This is a genomic window from Rhizobium ruizarguesonis (genome assembly GCF_012349115.1).
Lineage (GTDB): Bacteria > Pseudomonadota > Alphaproteobacteria > Rhizobiales > Rhizobiaceae > Rhizobium > Rhizobium ruizarguesonis.
Genome location: NZ_PQIG01000099.1, coordinates 1 through 20,130, shown reverse-complemented (window position 1 = coordinate 20,130; position 20,130 = coordinate 1). Strand labels below are relative to the sequence as shown.

Genomic DNA, 20,130 nt, shown 5'->3' with positions numbered 1-20,130 from the left:
AAGGACCATCATGGCCAAGCTTTTCGAACCCACGAAAGTCGGCGACATATCAGTCAAGAACCGCATCGTCATGGCGCCACTCACCCGCAACCGTTCGCCGGGCGCAATCCCCAACGACCTCAACGTCGAATACTACCGCCAGCGCGCCACATCAGGCCTGATTATCACCGAAGCAACCGCGATCACCCATCAGGGCCAGGGTTATGCCAACGTGCCTGGTCTCTACAGCAAAGAGGCTCTCGACGGTTGGAAGCGCGTCACCGACGCCGTTCACTCGGCCGGCGGCAAGATCGTCGTCCAGATGTGGCATGTCGGCCGCATCTCGCACACGACGCTGCAGCCGAACGATGGCAAGCCGGTTTCTTCGACCAATCGCGTCGCCAAGGCCAAGACCTATCTGGTCAATGCCGACAGCACCGGCAGCTTTGCCGACACCTCCGAGCCGCGCGCGCTCGAAACAGCCGAAATCCCCGGCATCATCGACGATTACCGCAAGGCTGCCCGGGCGGCGATCGACGCTGGCTTCGACGGTGTCGAGATCCACGGCGCCAACGGCTACCTGCTCGACCAGTTCATCCGCGACGGCATCAACGACCGCACCGACCAATATGGTGGCTCGATCGAAAACCGCACCCGCCTGACCCTCGAAGTCGTCGATGCCGTGGTCAAGGAAATCGGCGCCGGCCGCACGGCGATCCGCATCTCGCCGGTGACGCCGTCCGGCGAAAGCTACGATTCCAATCCGCAGGTGACCTTCACCCATGTCGTCGAAGGACTGGCCAAATACGACCTCGCCTATATCCATGTCATCGAAGGCCAAACCGGCGGCGAGCGCGACTACAAGCAGGGCGACAATCCCTCCTTCGATTACAAGGCACTGCGCCAGACTTATGAAAAGGCCGGCGGCAAAGCCGACTGGATGGTCAACAACGGCTACGATCGCGATCTGGCGATCGACGCCGTCGAAAGCGGCCGCGCCGATCTCGTCGCCTTCGGCAAGCCCTTCATCGCCAATCCCGATCTCGTCGAGCGCCTTGAACACAACCTGCCGCTCAACACGCCCGACCAGTCGACCTTCTACGGCGGCACCGGCAAGGGCTATATCGACTATCCCATCCTCGAAAAGGTCGCTTGAACCTTTCACACGCAAACGCGAATCCCGCCCGAGAGGCGGGATTTCCATTTTCACGACGTCTCGGTAACTTGCACCATGTTTAGTTCCCATCTTGATCGCTGGTCGCTGATTGCTGACGGCGAGCCCATCATTACCCATTCCAGCCGCCTGCTGCCGGTCCTCTGGCGGGACAGGCCCGCCATGCTGAAAGTGGCGGCAGATATCGACGAACGATACGGCGCGCTTCTGATGCAGTGGTGGGACGGTGACGGCGCAGCCTATGTCTACGCCCATGAGGGCGACGCCGTGCTGCTGGAACGGGCGACGGGAAAACGCTCGCTGCTTGCCATGGCGATGAACGGCGAGGACGATGAGGCAAGCCGCATCCTCTGCGGGACGGCGGCACGGCTGCATGCGCCGCGCGAAAAACCGCTTCCCGATCCCGTGCCCCTCACCCGCTGGTTTCGCGATCTGGAGCCGGCAGCAGGCAAGCATGGCAGCACGCTTGCCGATTGCTCGGCGATCGCCAACGTCCTCCTTGCCGATCAGCGTGATGTCACCATCCTCCACGGCGACATCCATCACGGCAACATTCTCGATTTCCAGGCGCGCGGCTGGCTGGCGATCGATCCGAAGCGGCTGTACGGCGAGCGCGGCTTCGATTTCGCCAATATCTTCGCCAACGAAGAACTGCCAACGATCACCGATCCCGCCCGTTTCCGCCGCCAACTCGCCATCGTTTCAGCGGAGGCGAAGCTGGAGCCGAAGCGACTGCTGCAATGGATCGCCGCCTATTCCGGTCTTTCCGCCGCCTGGTTCCTCGGTGATCCGAATATTCAGCAGGCAGAAACGGCCATGACGGTCGCCCGGATCGCGCTGGCCGAACTCGAGAGCTAACCCGCGTTCTGCGACGGGTGCCCGACAAAGGCAGCCGCCGTGTCACGACGCGGTTCGGGCAGGCAGCCAAGCGCCACGAGCGAAGCCCTGACCGCCTCGTCGATCGGCGTCTGCGGTTCCCCGCCGAGTTCGGCCGTAAGCCTGGTGTTCCGCATCCGCACCGGCACCTTCCAGAGATAGCGCATCTCCTTGATCTCCCGCATCACAGGAACAAAAGGAGCGGCCAGCGGCACGATCCACCAGGGGAAGTTGCCGATCTTTGCTTTGCCGCCGGCGACGCGCTTGATTGCTTCGGCCATCTGCATGCCGTCCGCATCCCAGAAGCCCTCCATGTGATAGACGGAGAAAGGCGGCAGCCGATCGGCCCGTTCGATGAGCTGGACAACGGCTTCCGCCATGTCGGGCAGGTAGGCCCATTGATGACCGATGCCGCGCCGTGCCGGGTTCCTGATCGTGCCAACCGGCTTGCCTGGGGTCACGAGACCGGACGAAAACCAGCTGTTGGCCGTCGCGCCTGGACCGAAGAAATCCCCTGCCCTGACGATGATGGCGCCGGCGCCGGACCGCGACGCCGCCTTCAGCCGCTTCTCCATTTCGACGCGGATCGCCCCCTTCTTCGTCGTTGGATGCTGCGGGCTTTCTTCCGTCGGCGTCGGCAGGGCATCGGGACCAAAATTATAAATATTGCCCGGCAGCACGATTCGCGCGCCGACGGCGCGAGCAGCGGCGATGGTATTGTCGAGCATCGGCAGCACCAGCGTTTCCCAGTCGCGGTAGCCAGGTGGGTTGACGGCATGGACGATCAGGCCGACGCCTTCAGCCGCCTTCAGGACGTCGCCGACATTCATCGCATCGCCCTGCACCCAGTCGAAGGCTGGCTCGTTCCTCGACACCTTGGCGGCATCACGATTGAGCGCCCGGATGCGCCAGCCGCGCGCCAGCAGCTTGCGGGCCACCGCGCCGCCGATACCGCCGGTGGCGCCGAGAATGAGGGCCGTCGTCTTCATTTCGCTGTTCATGACAATCATCTCCTTCGATGGAATGAGAGGATCATGCCATCAGAGGGATATAAACGAAATTGACGAAAGAAATGCATCTGATATACGAAAATATATGAACTATGAACCCAGCTGGGATTTCTACCGCAGTTTCCTGACCGTGCTCCAACAGGGATCGCTGTCGGCCGCCGCCCGCGAACTGGGGCTGACCCAGCCGACCATAGGCCGCCATGTCGACGCACTGGAACTGGCGATCGGCGCCGAACTCTTCACCCGCTCACCGAATGGGCTGCTGCCAACGGACGCCGCACTGGCGCTGAAGCCTTACGCCGAGACGCTGGCGGCAACCACGGCCGCCCTTTTGCGCACCGCATCCGGGCAGCGCGAGCGCGTGGCTGGAACCGTCAGAATCAGCGCCAGCGAGGTCATCGCCGTCGAAGTGCTGCCCGGGATTCTCGGACCGCTGCAGGAAACCTATCCCGAACTGCAGATCGAGCTCTCGGCATCCGATACGATCGAGGACCTGGTGAACCGCGAGGCCGATATCGCCGTGCGCATGGCGGAGCCGCAGCAGGCTGCACTCGTCGTGCGCCGCATCGGCGATATCCCGCTCGGCTTTCACGCCCATCACCGTTATCTCGAACGATACGGCATTCCGCAAACCCTGGCTGACCTCGCAAACCACCGGCTTATCGGCTTCGACCGCCAGACGGCCTATGTCCGCATGGTGATGAAACGCTATGCGGTGCCCGGCATCGAGTTCTCCTACAGGACCGACAGCAATCTTGCCCAGCTTTCCGCAATCCGCGCCGGCGTCGGCATCGGCATCTGCCAGAGAGGGCTCGCGCGTGAAAATCCCGACCTTGTTCACATCCTGCCTGATGCCTTCAGCCTACCGCTCGGCACGTGGGTGGCGATGCATGAGAGCCTGAAGTCTTCGCCGCGCTGCCGCGCTACCTTTGACGTATTGGTCAAGGGGCTTCAGGACTATCTCCGATATTCGACCAGCGCATAATCGCAAAAATCGGAATCGATTTTCGCAAAGAATCATGCGCAAATTTCGAAGCGATAGAGCCTCCTTAACGCGTCTTATCGGACGTGCACCCCAGCGGGATGCAAATGACAAAGCACCATGCGGTTGAACTCGTGCCCTGCGATCCGCAATGGCCACAAGCCTTCCAGCGCATCCGCGGCAGGCTTCTGGCTTTGTTGCCGCAGGCGCTCTCCATCGATCACATCGGTAGCACGTCCATACCAGGCATGATCGCCAAGCCGCTTATCGATATCGACATCGTTCTTCCCGGCCTCGGCCATATCGAGGACGCCACGCGCGTGCTTCTGGCCGAGGGCTACGAGCCGCGCGGCAACCGCTATGACGACGATGTCTGGGCATTCTTATCGAAAGGTTCGGTGCCGGTAGAACGGGTCTACCTTTGCCCTTTCGGCAACGGCACGCATCGAAACAGGCTGGCTTTCCGGGATTATCTCACCGCGCATCCACAAGCGGCGGCCGATTATGCCGCACTCAAACGCAGGCTGGCAGCCGAATTCCGGATGGACGGCGACGGCTATACTGCGCATAAGCGCGAATTCGTCGATGCGATCGTCGCGCGGGCATTGGCGGGAGATGGTTAGTTTCCGATGCCTTGCGAGGCCTCGGCCGTGCGATCCTTCCACTGGCCGTCCACCACCTCGGTTTCCGGCCGGTCGCCGCCCTCGGCATATTCCTCATGCCACTTGCCGTTCTCGTCCTGCCAACTGATCTCGGCGGAATCGCCGCCGACCTGCTGTTCGGCCGCGACGATGCGTGCAGCTTCGAGCGCCTCGGCATGGGTCGGGAATGCCTCGGAATAGACACCTCCCAGCCTGTAGGCCCAGCCGCCGTCATGCGGCACGACTTCGTAGACCACCTTGATCATGCATCCGTCTCCTCATCTTCTTGTTGCGCATTCGCACGCTTCCGGACAGGATCCGGATCATCGCGGCCGCTTGACGAGAATTCGAGGACGCCGCGATCTGCTTTCCGGCCCCGATGACGTTCAGTATTCCATTAAACGCCGAAGACTGCAAATGGCACTCGACCGGGGCTTACTTGATAGGCGAAATCAGTGACTTAGATAAAATGCATGAATCTGAACCGGAGCAGAGGCTTGGGGATCGCGTCACGCTTTAAAGAGGAAAAGTTTCTGGTCGCCGCACTTGTCGTTGCGGCGATTGCCTATCTCTTGGAACACGCAGTGATCGAGATGGGGCGAGGCGTCGCGCTGATTGCCGCCGCTGCCCTGGTCGGCACCATCGTGCTCGCCTCGATCCGTGTTGCCCATCATGCCGAGCTGCTCGCCGTCAAGGTCGGCGATCCCTACGGCACGATGATCCTGACGCTCTCGGCTGTTGCCGTCGAAGTTATCATCCTCGCCATCATGATGAGCGGCGAGAGCTCGCCGACGCTGGTACGCGACACGATCTATTCGGCCCTGATGCTCGATATCAACGGCATTCTCGGCCTGGCCGCCCTGCTCGGCGGCCTCAAGCACGGCGAACAGCCCTATAACGACAATTCCGGCAAGACCTACGGCGTGATGATCCTCACCGCCATGGGCATCTCGATGATCGTGCCGGAATTCGTGCCCAGCGACAAATGGCACTATTATTCCGCCTTCACCATCGTCGCGATGATCGCGCTTTACGGCCTCTTCCTGCGCATGCAGGTTGGCCAGCACAGCTATTTCTTCAGCTACAGCTATCCGCGCTCCGAACGAAAGAAGGAAAGTCCGGACGAGCATGGCCCCGACGAGTCGGCCGCGATTTCGATCGCCACCATTCTCGTCGGCGTCGTCATCATCGGCCTGCTGGCGGAGTTCATGGCGGCCTTCATGACCGAAGGCCTGCGCGACAGCGGCGCGCCGATCGCGGTGACCGCCGTGGTCGTCGCGGCAATTTCGGCCGCACCCGAGATCCTGACCGCGTTGAGGGCGGCACTCAGGAACCGCATGCAGGCGACGGTCAACATCGCCATGGGCGCCTCGCTGTCGACGGTCATCCTGACCGTGCCCGTCATGGAAGCGATCGCGCTCTATACCGGCCAGCCCTTCATGATGGCGATGACCCCGGTACAGACGGTGATGGTCGCGATCACGCTGATTGCGGCCGCGATCAACCTCAACGACGGCGAGACCAACGCTATCGAGGGCATGACGCATTTCATCCTCTTCGCCACCTTCGTCATGCTGACCGCGCTGGGGCTTTGAAGGCTCCCGCGGAGAAAGGGAAAGAACAAGCTGTTTAGGCGGGCTGTTGGGCGAAGAGCAGGCGTTCGCGGGCTGCGAACCATTCCTCGGCGTAATCGTCGTTCTTGTATTCCTCGAAATACGGCCCGCCATCGGTGAAATGGACGTTCTTGGCGTCTTCGCGGTAGTCGTATTCATTGACGAGGTAATTCCACGTCACCGGCAATTCGCCTATGAGGTCTTCATTCTCCAGCCATTTGAACTGATGCAGTTGCAGCCCGGTCGCGGTATTGACGTAGTTGGGCGTCAGTGCGCGGCATTCGTCATTGTTGAAGAGGATGAAGCTCGACCAGTTCTTCTTTTCGTACTTGGTCTGCGCCTGGCCGAGGAACTTGGTGTCGATCTTCGGCTGGTAATCGTGTTTGACGCACATGACGGCGTAACGCCAGTCGCGCAATGCCCAAAGCTCGGCGATATCGGCACGCATCAGCATGTCGCAATCCATGAAGATGCTCCAGCCCCCGTAACCGCTCAGATAGGGAGTCAGGAAACGCGAGAAGGAGAACTCCGTGGATTGCAGCGCGTTGCGCTGGCGGGTGAAAATCCCGCCAAGATTGGAGAGCGCAATGGGCGAGAACTCGACCGGGATCGACGACTTCTCGATGATGCTCTGTACGAGAACGTGGTAGGCAACCACTTCCTTGGGATCGAATCCCACGAAAATTCGGACGTTCTGTTGTTCCATTGTCCACCTCGATCGCCAGTATAGAGAGATGAATTGATTGGTATCGGAAACAGCGTTTTTGGCCACCCACGCCTGTTAGCAAAGGCCTGCGACAGTCATCCCTTCGACTTTTCGAGAAAACGCTGCTTGCGGGTTTTCGGTTTGAACCGCCGAAAGAAACTGTCGACGGCGCGGATGAATTTAGTGACGGACATCAGCCTGTCGATCTGGCTGTTCGTATTGTCGAGCCGCTCCGACAGGACCTCAGCCGCAGTCATCGCGATCTCGATCGGCGGCACCTCAGGAAACCGTTTGGCGAGCGCCGAATAGGGGCTGGCATCGACGCCGCCCACCATCGAGATCGACCCCTTGCGCGCAAAGAGACGCAGGAAGATCTGCTCGAACGTCCAATCGTGCACGTCGAAGACCTTCCACTTCTCGCTCCGCTTCGCCGAAAAGCCGGCAAGCAGGATCTTGCCCGGCAGTTGCAGATCGGCGAGCCACAGCGCTACCGCAAAGCCGCTCGTCGCGATCTTGCCGATCGGATAGAGATCGGCGAGCATTTGTGTCAGATCAAGGTGACGGGCCTTAGCGCCTTCGAAGCAGCTCTTTTCGCTGAGATTCTCCTCGACGGAGACCCGGATGTTGACGACGCCGAGGAAATCGTCGCCGCCAAAGAAGCGCAAGACATCCGCCGCTTCGCGCCGATGGACGATATGGGCGCCCATCACGTCGCTGCGGGCAACCAGCATCGAATGGCCGACGAAGGGTTCGTCGAGCACCTTATAGGCCTTGTTGAAGAAGATGTAGAGCGCCGTCTCCGGCAGTTCGCTCCGCAGCCGTTCGAGATCGACCACCTCGCTGTTTGCTACCAGCACGACATGGGAATAGCCCGACAACAGCGCCTTCCACGCTTCCGGCGTCAAGAAACTGAAGCCGCCATCCGGAGCGGTCGTAGCCTTGTTATCGCTGGGGATTGCTTCCATATCGCCTCACATGCACTTTCCAAGGACGACGCGGTCCGCCCGACTAGCTGTTGCTAAAATAGGTGCGCATCCGGGCAAGCCGCGTCAGCCCGCCGATGCGCTTCCCCAAATGCGAGAGGAAACCCGCAACCCGGCCCGCCATCGACGGCTGCCTGCAGAAAGAGGCCCACGGTGTGTTGCCGAGATCCTCGATATATTGTTTGGCCATCCGCCGGTGCACCCAGGGCACGGTGGCCTGCCACGGCTTTTTCCGGCCGGTGAAATGAAGGATGGCCGGCCGATTGACGAAAGGCAGCAGGCCCGTCTGTGTATTCCAGCGCGGATCGAGCGCCAGCCAGTCGCGGTCGAAAGTGACGTTCAACGCATCCTGGTCATTGTTCTCGAACAGATGCGACCGCTCCTCGAAGATTTCCCGGGTCCTGGCGAAAAGCCCCCTCGCCCGGCAGACGGACCAGTCGAACAGCAGTACGCCGGCATTGAAGTAGCGGCCGCCCTGGCCCATGCCGATCTTGCGCTGCCGCGCCCCGGCCTTCTCGGGAAAGGCCATGACATAGTCGTCGACCGCGGCAAGCGCTTTGCCTTGAAGATTTCTCGTGAAGAGTTCGTCGACCGGCGAAACCGCCAGCACATCGGCGTCGAGATAGAGCAGCCGCTCAACATGATCGGGAATGTACAGATCCATGTAGAGCCGCGCCAGCGTCGCCCCCGACCAGCGACCCCGCGCCTGCAGCGCAGTATCCGGCGTATTGTAGGGCAGCACCCTGATCGCCATGCCGTGCAGTCGCGCGAAATTTCCGACCTCGGCGATTTCATTCGGCTTGAGGTCGATGCCGAGAAGCAGGAACTCAACAGTGGAACCTGAGAGATTGCGCTTGACGGAAAGCAGGGTGCAGCAGGCGGCCGGCAGCATGTTGACATCCGAACAGACGATCACGGCACTCTGCTGCAAAATCCCGGCCTCCCGAAGCGGCAACTTCAACTTGATGCCGGATATCTAGTTGGTTTGATGCCAACCCGCAACCGCAGATCACCCGCCGGACCGTCACTCTGCGTCACGTTTTGAATCCGATTTCAACGGCTTGCGAGGCAAAGCGGAATCAACCCCGCAGGATGTTGAATCGGGATGTGAGCTACAATCGCAGCGCCAGCCCAACGTCGCCGCACAACAACAAGGCCCGCCGTCGCCGGCAGGCCTTCGATCGGCGTTACACTAACCCGCTTACTTGCAGGCGCCGCAGAAGCGCTGGATGCGGCGGCAGGCTTCCTCGAGCAGCTCTTCCGAAGTCGCGTAGGAGATGCGGAAGTTCGGGCCGAGACCGAAGGCCGAACCGTGAACGACGGCGACACCTTCCGTTTCCAGAAGCTCGGAAACGAAATCCTCGTCCGTCTCGATGACCTTGCCGGAGGGCGCGGTCTTGCCAATCAGACCCTTGCACGAGGGATAGACATAGAAGGCGCCTTCCGGCACCGGGCAGACGATCCCCTTGGCCTGATTCAGCATCGAAACGACGAGATCGCGACGGCCTTCGAAGATCTTCTTGTTCGCAGGGATGAAGTCCTGCGTGCCGTTCAGCGCTTCGACAGCCGCCCACTGGGCGATTGACGTCGCACCCGAGGTCTGCTGCCCCTGGATCATGTCCATGGCCTTGATGAGCTGGATCGGGCCGGCCGCATAGCCGATACGCCAGCCGGTCATCGCATAGGCCTTGGAGACGCCGTTCATCGTCAACGTGCGGTCGTAGAGCTTAGGCTCGACTTCCACAGGCGTGACGAACTTGAAGTCGCCATAGGTCAGGTGCTCGTACATGTCGTCGGTCAGCACCCAGACCTGCGGATTCTTCATCAGCACATCCGTCAGCGCCTTCAGCTCGTCCTGTGTATAGGCCGCCCCCGTCGGGTTGGACGGAGAGTTGAAAATGAACCACTTGGTCTTCGGCGTGATCGCCTTTTCGAGATCGGCCGCCTGGAGCTTGAAGTTATGCTCCTGGGTGGCCGAAACGAAAACCGGCGTGCCGCCGCACAGCGCCACCATCTCAGGATAGGAAACCCAGTAAGGCGCCGGGATGACGACTTCGTCGCCGGGGTTCAGCGTTGCCATGAAGGCGTTGAAAAGGATCTGCTTGCCGCCGGTGCCGACGATCGTCTGCTCCCAGGAATAGTCAAGGCCGTTCTCGCGCTTGAACTTGGCGGCGATCGCCTTGCGCAACTCGGGAATGCCGGAAACCGGCGTGTACTTCGTTTCGCCGCGGTTGATCGCGTCGATGGCGGCCGTCTTGATATTATCGGGCGTATCGAAATCCGGCTCTCCTGCGCCGAGGCCAATGACGTCACGTCCTTTTGCTTTCAGCTCGCGCGCTTTCTGGGAGACGGCGATGGTGGCTGAAGGCTTCACACGGGAAAGAGCATCGGCAAGGAAAGCCATGATAACGGTCCTAATGGTTGAAACGGGCAGAAAGCCGGGACCGGAGTTCTGCGGTTAGCTCTATGTCCAATGTATGACGGCATTTCAAGCGGAAAGGCGTCATGGTGGCATGATTCTTATTGATCGGTTCGCCGCGCCGCCCGCCCGGCATGCCGCGCCCTTGGGAGAGGCTTGCGTCACGCGGTCGAAAGGCCATTCGCAGATCTTGAATCAATCTCTGAAGTCATCCGGATTTATCCCCTGAAATCAGAGGCATCGTCGAATTCGGCCATCGCCACGAATAAGCCGCAACAAATGCCGCGCCACGCCGCAATTCGGTCGCGAGCGCGCCGAGATCGAAGCCGCATCATCCGGCATCCGAAATTGGTTATTGAGGGTATGCCAATGTTTCTGGAAGATGAGTTTGCCATAGGGCGCATTCGTGCGCGCCGAATTTCCGTTTCAGTCCTTGTTGCCGTCACCGCCTTTGCCGCCTGCATCGCCGCGATGCTGGGGCTTGCCTCCGCCGCCCGCGCCGCCGAGACGCCGCAGGCATCCGTCCAGCTCGCAGCGCTTGTCCGGCCGAACGACGTCAACAGCGGCTCGCTGCTCTTTCCGTCGAAGGAGCCGGGCTTCTATGTCGAAGCGCCGCGGCTGAAGAGTGATGTTGCCATCGATGTCTCCGGCCCGATCGCCAGGGTGAAGGTGACGCAGCGCTTCCAGAATCCGAGCCAGGGTTGGGTCGAAGGCACCTACGTCTTCCCGCTGCCGGATAATTCCGCCGTCGACGCGCTGAAAATGCAGATCGGCGAACGCTTCATCGAAGGCCAGATCAAGCCGCGCCAGGAAGCCCGCGAGATCTACGAGCAGGCCAAGGCCGAGGGCAAGAAGACGGCGTTGCTCGAACAGCAGCGGCCGAACATCTTCACCAACCAGGTCGCCAATATCGGCCCCGGCGAAACCATCGTCGTCCAGATCGAATATCAGCAGATGATCCACCAATCGGGCGGCGAGTTCTCGCTGCGCTTCCCGATGGTCGTCGCCCCGCGCTACAATCCGGCGCCGATCGTCCAGACCGTCGAGTTCAACAACGGCGCTGGTTTTGCCACGCCGCGCGACCCGGTGGAAAACCGCGACAAGATCGAAGCCCCCGCGCTTGATCCGCGTGAGAACGCCAGGATCAATCCGGTTTCGCTGACCGTAGACCTCAAGGCCGGTTTCCCGCTCGGCGACGTCAAATCCTCCTTCCATGCGGTCGATATCAGCCAGGACGGCGACCAGGCGAGGACGATCAGTCTGAAGGCGGACTCCGTTCCGGCCGACAAGGATTTCGAGCTCACCTGGAAGGCCGCCCCCGGTAAGATGCCGAGTGCCGGCCTCTTTCGCGAAGTGATTGATGGTAAGACCTATCTGCTCGCCTTCGTCACCCCGCCCATGGCCCCGGATACGGCAGCGCCGCCGGCAAAACGCGAGGTGGTCTTCGTCATCGACAATTCCGGCTCCATGTCCGGCCCGTCGATCGAGCAGGCAAGGCAGAGCCTGGCGCTTGCCATCGCCAAGCTGAACCCCGACGACCGCTTCAACGTCATCCGTTTCGACGATACGATGACCGATTATTTCAAGGGTCTCGTCGCAGCCACCCCTGACAATCGCGAAAAGGCGATCGCCTATGTCAGAGGCCTGACAGCCGACGGCGGCACGGAAATGCTGCCTGCCTTGCAGGCTGCGCTGCGTAACCAGGGACCGGTCGCAACCGGAGCGCTGCGCCAGGTCGTATTCCTGACGGATGGTGCGATCGGCAACGAACAGCAGCTTTTTGAGGAAATCACCGCGAACCGAGCCGATGCCCGCGTCTTCACCGTCGGCATCGGCTCGGCACCGAACACCTATTTCATGACCAAGGCCGCCGAAGTCGGCCGCGGCACCTTCACGGCGATCGGCTCGACCGATCAGGTGGCAAGCCGCATGGGCGAGCTTTTCGCCAAGCTGCAGAACCCAGCCATGACCGATATCACTGCCACCTTCGAAGGCATCGAGGCCGAGGATATCACGCCGAACCCGATGCCGGACCTCTACAGCGGCGAGCCCGTCGTGCTGACCGCGCAGCTGCCTGACGATCAGCCCGCCGGCAAGCTGCAGATCATCGGCAAGACAGGCGACCAGCCCTGGCGCGTCGAGATGGATATCGCCAATGCCGCCAACGGCAACGGCATTTCCAAGCTCTGGGCGCGGCGCAAGATCGACGATTTCGAGGCGCGCGCCTATGAGCGTCAGGATCCGGCCGCGCTCGACAAGGATATCGAGACCGTGGCGCTCGCCCATCACCTCGTCTCCCGCGTCACCAGCCTGGTCGCCGTCGACGTCACTCCGTCTCGTCCGGTCGACCAGCCGCTCGGCTCGACCAAGCTGCCGCTCAACCTGCCGGAAGGTTGGGACTTTGATAAGATCCTCGGCGAAAACCCCGCCCCTCTTGGCGGCACGGAGCGCCATGGCTCGGCTACGCCGACAGGAAACCCCGGACCGGAGCAGGCTGCGGCCGAAACACAGGAGCTCGCCGCATCGCCTGAGATCGCAAACATGATGGCCGCAGCCCCGACCGCCAAGGCGGCCACCATGATCGCGCAAAAAAGCACGACCGTGAACCTGCCGCAGACGGCGACGCGCGCCGACGAGCAGATCATCCGCGGGCTGACCATGCTGCTCGTGGCGCTGACGGCGGCAAGCGGGCTTGCCGTGTGGCGGCGACGCCTCAAGGGCATTATTGCGGTCGGGGTCAAGCGAAATGGTCTCTAGGCTCTCCGCAAGCCAGAATGAGGAAGCGGCCGAATTCGAGCCGCTTCCGACCTATCTGGAACTCGCCATGGCCGCCGCCACGGCCTATGATCGGCCGAAGATGCGCCAGAAGAAGGGTTTCTTCCTCTGGCGCCTTTCCTCGATCGAAAAAGCAATTGCCTTTGCCATCGCCGGCCTTGCCCTCTATGGCCTGGCGCTGATCGGCGACGGCTTCCTGCTGAAGGCGAAGGCAGAGCTTTCCCAGGTTCTGCTGAAACGCGCCTTCGCTGCCGAATTGCGGGGCGAAGAAACAAAACCCTGGCCCTGGGCGGATTTCACCACCGAGGCCAAGGTGCGCGCCCCGCGCCTCGGCAAGGAGGCGATCGTGCTCTCCGGCGCCTCCGGCGAGGCTCTCGCCTTCGGTCCGGCCTGGCTCGCCAACACGCCGCAACCGGGCGAGGAAGGCACCTCCGTCATCGCCGCCCATCGCGACACGCATTTCCGCTGGCTGCAATATATAAGGCCCGGCGATACGATTGAAGTCACGCGCCGCGACGGCAAACTATTGACCTTCAAGGCCGGCGAGGGCCGCATCGCCCCGTGGGATGCAAGCGGTATCGATCCCTCCTCCGATGGCCGCCACTTGGTGCTGACCACCTGCTGGCCCTTCAATGCCACCGAACGCGGGCCGTTGCGCTACATCCTCGAGGCGGAATTGGTCGATGGCCAGGCAACGGGATCGGTTCAAACGGTAAACACAAAGCCGTTATTGCAGACCGAATGAGGGTTGAAGCTGTCCCCTGCCCGCTCCACGTTCAGCCTGGAGAGACGACGGGGAAGCAAGATGAAGCGAATGTCCACCTTCCATTTCGCCGCAGCGCTGGTCCTGTTCGGCACCGCATCGGCGGATGCAGCCGACACCATCAACACGCAGGATCTCGCGGTCCGTGTCGACAAGCTCGCCAACGGCCTCCAACATCCCTGGGCGGTCGAGGTCTTGCCCGATGGCGCCTATCTCGTCACCGAGCGGCCGGGCCGCATGCGCATCGTCCGCGACGGCACGGTCTCCGACCCGATCGGCGGCGTGCCCAAGGTCAGCGCCCGTGGCCAGGGCGGCCTGATGGACGTGGCGCTCGCGCCGGACTTTGCGACATCTAGAAAGCTCTATTTCACCGCCGCCATCGCCAACAGCCAGGGCTCCGGCACCGAAGCCTTCAGCGCCACACTTTCAACTGACGAAAAGACGCTCCACGCCGTGACGCCTGTTTTCAGCATGCGGCGCTTCACCTCAGGCAATATCCAGTATGGCTCGCGCATCGCGATATCAGGTGACGGCTCGCTGTTCATCAGCGTCGGCGACCGTGGCGACCGCGACCGCTCGCAAGACTGGCAGGACGATGCCGGCTCGATCATCCACATCAATGCCGACGGTAGCATCCCTGCCGACAATCCGTTCAAAGACGGCGGCAAGGCGCTGCCGGAAATCTGGTCGAAAGGCCACCGCAACCCGCAGGGCATCACCTTCGACGCCAAGGATGGCAAGCTCTATACCGTCGAGCACGGCGCGCGCGGCGGCGACGAGATCAACCAGCCCGAGGCCGGCAAGAATTACGGCTGGCCGATCATCACCTATGGCCGCGACTATTCGGGCGCCGAGATCGGCGAAGGCACGGCCAAGGAAGGGCTGGAACAGCCGCTGCATTATTGGGATCCTTCGATCGCACCCGGCGCGCTCGCCATCTATCGCGGCGCCATGTTTCCGGAATGGGACGGCAATTTCATCGTCGCAGCTCTGAAGTTCCAACTGCTCTCGCGCATGCAGCGTGACGATAGCGGCGCCTTTGTCGCCGAAGAGCGCCTGTTCGAGGGCGAATACGGCCGCATCCGCGACGTTGTCATCGCACCCGACGGAGCGCTGCTGATGGTGACGGACGAGGATAACGGCGCGCTGCTCAGGGTTTCGCGCGTGGAAGCCAGCAACGGCTGAGGTCACGATGACGATGAGAAACGGACTAAAGGTCGAGGCTAGCAACCCGGAATGGAACGCCGTCATCGATCTCGACAGCGAGCTGGGACCCCAAACTCGTGCGTCTATTTACAACTATATTCCCAAATGAAGTATTGGGGATGCCTAGCGTCCGGATCCACATCTTGTTCCGGGTCTTTGCTCAACCATATATCGCCGAGCGAAGAGACGCCGTTCTGGCAGCTGTTTTTGATCAACCTCGCCACCATCTCGAAGACCTGCAAATGACGATCCCGAAACGACATATTCGCTAGCGGGCCACGGTATTTTTCCCCGCTATGAGTGACTTCGATCCTTCGATCTTTGGAAGCTAGAGCAATGACTGAATAATTGAATTTCGAGCCGCTAAGCTGTGTTGCTCCACTATCTATAGCGTCGCGGGCATCCGCTGGTTCTGTGGCAACCGCAAGAAGTCCCCACAAAGTGATATACTTTACATATCTGCCATACATTAGAACGCGCTCCGGCTGCATTCGACTTGATGATACGGTCTTCCGCCATATACATAATCTGCAATCTGGACCAGCCCTGCGCGATAGTTGCCGTCTTCAGATTGCGATCAAATCGAACACGGCGCACGGCGGCAACGGCTGAGCGATCACAACGCGCCGCGCAGCTCCTTGCGGATGACGAACTTCAGCCCGGACCAGATCTCGTCGACGGCGCAGACCTTGACGTCGACCAGACCGGTTGGGAGCAGAACCTCCCGCAGTACGTCCTCCGAGATGTCAGTCGGCACGCGTGAACTCTTCTTTGGCCATGATATCCAGACCATGCCGTCCCGCCTGAGGACACGGAAAAGCGCAGGCGCAACCGCATCCAGCGCCGCCCGTTCGGTCGTAAACAGATGCACATAGTCAAATGCACGCTGAGGCGTCTCGGGAAGCGCGCGGACGACCGAAGCAAAACCGTCGAAACCATTGATGTCACCGATCGTTTCCGGAATGCCGAGAAGGGCGGCGGCCTGCCCTTGTGCAAGGCCGAGCTTCCTGACAAGCGGCGTGCCGGAATAACCTGCCGTCCTAGGCGCAGCCGCATCGCCGGTCGGCTTCCGTTCCTCGCGTCGCATGCATTCATCTCCGTCAACCGACACGAAGTCTTCACCCTTGCCGAAAGGAAACGCAACTGCTAACCGCTTGGGCACATCTCCCTTCCCCATCGAGGACGACATGACGCGCGTTCAGGCGAATCTCCTTCTATTGCTTGCAGCCGCCATCTGGGGCGGCGGCTTCGTCGCGCAGTCGACGGCGATGAAGGCGATCGGCCCCTTCTGGTTCATCGGCCTGCGCTTTGCCGTCGCCACCCTGGCCGTGCTGCCTTTTGTCCTTTTTGAAGCGCGCAAGGCAACGGAGAAGACAAGCGCGCGCCATGCCAAGCTCTACATCCTGATCGGCCTTGCCCTTTTCGGCGGTGCAGCCACGCAGCAGGTCGGACTGCAGACGACGACGGTGACGAATTCCAGCTTCATCACCGGCCTCTACGTCGTTTTCGTGCCGCTGATCGCCGTGTTCTTCCTACGCCGTGCTCCGCATTGGATCATCTGGCCGGGCGCATTGATGGCGATCACCGGCATCTACCTCCTGTCCGGCGGCCAGCTCTCGGCGATGGCGCCTGGCGATCTGCTGACCGTCGTCTGCGCCGTCTTCTGGGCGATCCAGATCACTCTTGCCGGCACCACCGTTTCGGAGACCGGAAGGCCGCTCGCGCTCTCCGCCGTGCAATTCGCCGTCACCGCGGTCTGTGCGCTGGCCGTTGCCGCAGCCGTCGAACCGGTCAGCCTTTCGGCGATACAGGCCGCGGCGCCGGAGATCCTTTATGTCGGTATCTTCTCGTCGGGCGTGGCTTTCGTGCTGCAGGTGATCGGCCAGCGCTACACGACGCCCTCGCAGGCCGCGATCTTTCTTTCTTCCGAAGCGCTCTTCGGTGCCTCGCTTGCGGCCCTGATGCTCGGCGAGACGATGCCGGTAACAGGCTATGCAGGTTGCGCGCTAATGTTTATCGCTATGCTTGTGGTCGAACTCGTACCCGGATTCACCCGGCGGCGCCTGCCGGCCGCGTGAACACGCGTCCAAATTTGGGTAAGTCACGCATCGGAAAAAAATTTTATCCGATGCGGGAGACGCGTTCACGTTGCATTTTTGGGAAAATCTGCTCGGAACTTATATTGCTGACGATATAAAACGTTAATCATTCCCTGTCGGCGAAGGAAATTTTGCGTTTTTGCGCAAATTGGATATCGGCAGGGGTGTGCCAGGAACGACACGTAAAAAAACTTTTGCTTGCCAAAATCCTTTAAACGCAGCACTCTCAGCGCGTTCGGGCATTTTGCGAGCATGGGAAGTCCTTAAGTATTTGCGCGCCGGGAACGCTAATATTCCGGTCAGCCGGTTCCGAAAATGGCGGGCGAAAGTCCTGCCTGGAACAGGCCGAGGTAGAGGGGACCTTTTTCTCAAATTTCAAGAATTGCCTGCCAACGCCTCCTGCAAGGGAGGCAATGCTATGATGCTGCCCGTGTGGATGGCGGGCAGAGAGAAAAGGACCTGACGCATGGCAGAGACTGGCACTGTAAAATTCTTCAATACCGACAAAGGCTTCGGCTTCATCAAGCCGGACCGGGGCGGCGCCGATATCTTCGTTCACATTTCTGCCGTTCAGGCCTCCGGCCTGGCCGGTCTGACGGAAAACCAGAAGGTAAGCTTCGACACGGAGCCGGATCGCCGCGGCAAGGGCCCGAAGGCCGTCAATCTGCAGATTGCGGGCTGAACCCTTAACAAGGCTGGCGAGTTCGAGTTGAAGCCCGGCAGCAATGCCGGGTTTTGTCGTTCAGCCTTCGTTCAGCTACAAATCTTTACTGCTGTGACCATCGAGAAAGGGACCGGCGTTCGGTTCCCGGGATTAGGATTTTTGCTTATGAACAGGCTCGCCAAGACCCTTCTGCTGACGGCAACCGCTGCCGCACTCACGCTTTCCGCGATCGGTGAAGCGTCGGCCCGCGACCGCCACTGGCGCCACGACAATCATCACGGCAACAACGATGCGTGGGTCGGCGGCGCCGTCGGCCTGGCCACCGGCCTGATCGTCGGCTCTGCCATCGCCAACGCCAATAATGGTCCGGTTTACGAAGAGCGTCGCTACATCGACCCAGCCTACGAGCCGGATTACTACGAGCCCGCTCCAGTCTATCGCGCCCCGCGCCGCGTCTATGTCGATCAGCCGCAATATTACGAACCGGTTCGCACGGCGGTGGAGCCCTGGTCACCGCAATGGCAGCGTTACTGCTCGTACCGCTACCGCTCCTTCGATCCGCGCAGCGGCACCTATATCGGCAATGACGGCCGCAGCCACTTCTGCACCGCCGGCTGAATCGTCGAATATCCCTGATGCAAAGCGCCGCTTTTCAGCGGCGCTTTTGTTTTGCATGGGTCAACCGGCCTTCTTTTCCTAGAGCATGATGCCGAAAAGTGTGCGCGGTTTTCGGGCGACATCATGCTCTATTTCTTTGATTTAGATCAGGATTCAGATTTTAGGCCGATCTGGCCTAAAATCATCCTGATCTGGGGCATGGACTCGGCCTCGGTATCAAAATCGGTCGAGACGCTCACGGTGCGCCACATCCGATCAGCTTCGATACGCGCCGCATCCGCCTTTTCGACATTGCGTACCGCATCGCTGCCGAGCAGCAGCCGCAACGGCGGCTCTTCGAGACCGGCGATGTGGATGACGACCGCAGCCGCTTTGGCAGGATCGCCGGGCTGGCGCCCATCGTATTCACGCTGGAAGCGCACCGTGGCGCCGACCGTCTCCGCATAGTCCTGCCGCCCTTCGGCAAGCACCGTCGAGGAGCCGGCGAAATCGGTCCTGAAGCCGCCGGGCTCGATCACCGTCACCTTGATCCCGAATGGCGCGACCTCCTTCGCCAGCACCTCGGAAAATCCCTCAACACCGAATTTCGCCGCCGAATAGGCGCCGCGCCCGGCAGGTCCGATCCGGCCGCCGACGGATGAGAACTGGATGATGTGCCCCGCTCCCTGCCCACGCATCAGGGCGATGACTGCCTTGGTCATGATGATCGTGCCGAAGAGGTTGGTCTCGATCTGGGCGCGAAAATCGGCAAGGCTGGTATCCTCGATCGAGCCGACATTGCCGTAGCCGGCATTGTTGACAAGCACGTCGATGCGCCCGAACCGCTTCACACCCGCCTCGACTGCCGCCGCTGCCGCCGCCTCGTCGGTCACGTCAAGCGCCAGCGTCAGCACCTGATCGCCATACCGCTCGGAAAGATCGGCAAGCTGGCCGGGATCGCGCGCCGTCGCCACCAGATTGTCGCCGGAGGCCAGAACCGCCTCCGCCAGCGCCCGGCCGAGACCGCGCGAACTCCCTGTTATCAACCAGACCCTGGACATCGGAAACCCTCCTTCTTTGGTTCCCGGCTCATGTATGCTCTACTGTATCCGATCGAAAGAAGGTACCCAGACGATCCATACACACCTTGAGGTAACCAACGTGACCAGCGACATGTTCGATTTCTGCAGCAGCATGACGGATGAACAGGATGCGCGGGCCCGCGAACTGATTGAGCGGGCGGCGGCGAAATGGCCGCTGCGCATTCTGCATGTGCTCTCGGATGCCGGCGCACCCCTGCGCTTCTCGCGCCTTATGGAAAGGGTCGAGGGCATCAGCCAGAAAGTGCTGACGCAGACGCTGCGCACCCTCGAAAGAGATGGCCTCATCATCCGCACACTCTATCCCGAAGTGCCGCCGCGCGTCGAATATGAGTTGACGCCGCTCGGACGCGACCTCCTCATGCAGGTCGCCGCGCTCTGGCGCTGGATCGTCGAACACCTGGACGATTTCGATGCGTGCAAAGCCGTGAAGCTGACGGCGGCCCGTGCCTAAAGCGCGTCGCGATCTTTCAGATTCGCTCCTCGCACTCTAGAGCGTGCTGTTTTTAGACGGCAGCATATCCTGAGTTTCTAAGATAGTTT

General features: G+C 61.0%; 20 protein-coding genes. 12 read left to right on the top strand and 8 right to left on the bottom strand.

Translation table 11 applies throughout. The features are described from left to right. The first annotated feature begins 10 nt into the window (after nt 1-10). Nucleotides 11-1,135, top strand: coding sequence for an alkene reductase (locus C3Y91_RS25905; RefSeq protein ID WP_164568157.1), 1,125 nt, complete (start codon nt 11-13; stop codon nt 1,133-1,135). A 75-nt stretch (nt 1,136-1,210) separates the two neighbouring features. Continuing rightward, nucleotides 1,211-2,011, top strand: a complete 801-nt coding sequence (locus C3Y91_RS25900) for an aminoglycoside phosphotransferase family protein (protein WP_130661999.1) — start codon at nt 1,211-1,213, stop codon at nt 2,009-2,011. Here C3Y91_RS25900 and C3Y91_RS25895 read toward each other — a convergent pair. After that, a complete protein-coding gene (locus C3Y91_RS25895; RefSeq protein WP_168576002.1) occupies nt 2,008-3,030 on the bottom strand; it encodes an NAD(P)H-binding protein in 1,023 nt (340 codons plus the stop codon). The two genes, C3Y91_RS25900 and C3Y91_RS25895, sit on opposite strands and share 4 nt — an antisense overlap. Before the next feature lie 94 nt (nt 3,031-3,124). Here C3Y91_RS25895 and C3Y91_RS25890 point away from each other — a divergent pair, with 94 nt between their 5' ends. Beyond that, nucleotides 3,125-4,024: a LysR family transcriptional regulator gene (locus tag C3Y91_RS25890; protein WP_168576001.1), complete on the top strand. Its 900-nt coding sequence runs from the start codon at nt 3,125-3,127 to the stop codon at nt 4,022-4,024. 104 nt (nt 4,025-4,128) lie between these two features. Next, nucleotides 4,129-4,644, top strand: coding sequence for a GrpB family protein (locus C3Y91_RS25885; protein ID WP_130664906.1), 516 nt, complete (start codon nt 4,129-4,131; stop codon nt 4,642-4,644). Here C3Y91_RS25885 and C3Y91_RS25880 read toward each other — a convergent pair. Then, nucleotides 4,641-4,928 (bottom strand): DUF2188 domain-containing protein, encoded by a 288-nt coding sequence (locus C3Y91_RS25880; protein ID WP_018074005.1) that lies wholly within the window; start codon nt 4,926-4,928, stop codon nt 4,641-4,643. The genes C3Y91_RS25885 and C3Y91_RS25880 overlap by 4 nt on opposite strands. Nucleotides 4,929-5,159: 231 nt before the next feature. Here C3Y91_RS25880 and C3Y91_RS25875 point away from each other — a divergent pair, with 231 nt between their 5' ends. Next, nucleotides 5,160-6,257 (top strand): calcium:cation antiporter, encoded by a 1,098-nt coding sequence (locus tag C3Y91_RS25875; RefSeq protein WP_024319553.1) that lies wholly within the window; start codon nt 5,160-5,162, stop codon nt 6,255-6,257. Nucleotides 6,258-6,291: 34 nt separating this feature from the next. Here the strand turns inward: C3Y91_RS25875 and C3Y91_RS25870 are convergent, their stop codons facing one another. From C3Y91_RS25870 to C3Y91_RS25855, 4 genes are all read right to left on the bottom strand, one after another. Further along, nucleotides 6,292-6,981 (bottom strand): LPS glycosyltransferase, encoded by a 690-nt coding sequence (locus tag C3Y91_RS25870; RefSeq protein ID WP_018074003.1) that lies wholly within the window; start codon nt 6,979-6,981, stop codon nt 6,292-6,294. A gap of 95 nt (nt 6,982-7,076) precedes the next feature. Beyond that, nucleotides 7,077-7,946, bottom strand: coding sequence for a hypothetical protein (locus C3Y91_RS25865; RefSeq protein WP_024319552.1), 870 nt, complete (start codon nt 7,944-7,946; stop codon nt 7,077-7,079). Nucleotides 7,947-7,989: 43 nt separating this feature from the next. After that, nucleotides 7,990-8,895 (bottom strand): glycosyltransferase family 8 protein, encoded by a 906-nt coding sequence (locus C3Y91_RS25860; protein WP_024319551.1) that lies wholly within the window; start codon nt 8,893-8,895, stop codon nt 7,990-7,992. Between the two features lie 270 nt (nt 8,896-9,165). Then, nucleotides 9,166-10,368, bottom strand: a complete 1,203-nt coding sequence (locus C3Y91_RS25855; RefSeq protein WP_024319550.1) for a pyridoxal phosphate-dependent aminotransferase — start codon at nt 10,366-10,368, stop codon at nt 9,166-9,168. 384 nt (nt 10,369-10,752) lie between these two features. Here C3Y91_RS25855 and C3Y91_RS25850 point away from each other — a divergent pair, with 384 nt between their 5' ends. The 3 genes from C3Y91_RS25850 to C3Y91_RS25840 are packed head-to-tail and all read left to right on the top strand — an operon-like array spanning nt 10,753 to nt 15,106. Beyond that, nucleotides 10,753-13,140 carry a marine proteobacterial sortase target protein gene (locus C3Y91_RS25850; RefSeq protein ID WP_168576000.1) on the top strand — a complete coding sequence of 796 codons (2,388 nt, stop codon included), beginning with the start codon at nt 10,753-10,755 and terminating at the stop codon, nt 13,138-13,140. Continuing rightward, entirely contained in the window at nt 13,130-13,903 is a 774-nt protein-coding gene (locus C3Y91_RS25845; protein WP_024319548.1) for a class GN sortase, read from the top strand. The genes C3Y91_RS25850 and C3Y91_RS25845 overlap by 11 nt, the downstream gene beginning before the upstream one ends. 60 nt (nt 13,904-13,963) lie before the next feature. After that, on the top strand, nt 13,964-15,106 hold the full coding sequence (locus C3Y91_RS25840) for a PQQ-dependent sugar dehydrogenase (protein WP_168575999.1): 1,143 nt from the start codon (nt 13,964-13,966) through the stop codon (nt 15,104-15,106). A gap of 637 nt (nt 15,107-15,743) precedes the next feature. Here C3Y91_RS25840 and C3Y91_RS25835 read toward each other — a convergent pair. Beyond that, nucleotides 15,744-16,214 (bottom strand): DUF3052 domain-containing protein, encoded by a 471-nt coding sequence (locus C3Y91_RS25835; protein WP_075224515.1) that lies wholly within the window; start codon nt 16,212-16,214, stop codon nt 15,744-15,746. Nucleotides 16,215-16,314: 100 nt separating this feature from the next. Between C3Y91_RS25835 and C3Y91_RS25830 the strand changes: the two genes are divergently transcribed. From C3Y91_RS25830 to C3Y91_RS25820, 3 genes are all read left to right on the top strand, one after another. Further along, a complete protein-coding gene (locus C3Y91_RS25830) occupies nt 16,315-17,205 on the top strand; it encodes a DMT family transporter (RefSeq protein ID WP_018073994.1) in 891 nt (296 codons plus the stop codon). Between the two features lie 487 nt (nt 17,206-17,692). Continuing rightward, entirely contained in the window at nt 17,693-17,908 is a 216-nt protein-coding gene (locus C3Y91_RS25825) for a cold-shock protein (protein WP_003561293.1), read from the top strand. A 147-nt stretch (nt 17,909-18,055) separates the two neighbouring features. Beyond that, nucleotides 18,056-18,508 (top strand): BA14K family protein, encoded by a 453-nt coding sequence (locus C3Y91_RS25820; protein ID WP_032996031.1) that lies wholly within the window; start codon nt 18,056-18,058, stop codon nt 18,506-18,508. 146 nt (nt 18,509-18,654) lie between these two features. Here C3Y91_RS25820 and C3Y91_RS25815 read toward each other — a convergent pair whose 3' ends face one another. Further along, complete coding sequence (locus tag C3Y91_RS25815) at nt 18,655-19,548, bottom strand: oxidoreductase (RefSeq protein ID WP_018073992.1); 894 nt, start codon at nt 19,546-19,548, stop codon at nt 18,655-18,657. A 34-nt stretch (nt 19,549-19,582) separates the two neighbouring features. On the opposite strand from C3Y91_RS25815, the gene C3Y91_RS25810 reads away from it, so the two are divergent. Next, nucleotides 19,583-20,041 carry a winged helix-turn-helix transcriptional regulator gene (locus tag C3Y91_RS25810; RefSeq protein WP_174827134.1) on the top strand — a complete coding sequence of 153 codons (459 nt, stop codon included), beginning with the start codon at nt 19,583-19,585 and terminating at the stop codon, nt 20,039-20,041. The last annotated feature ends 89 nt before the right edge of the window (nt 20,042-20,130 follow it).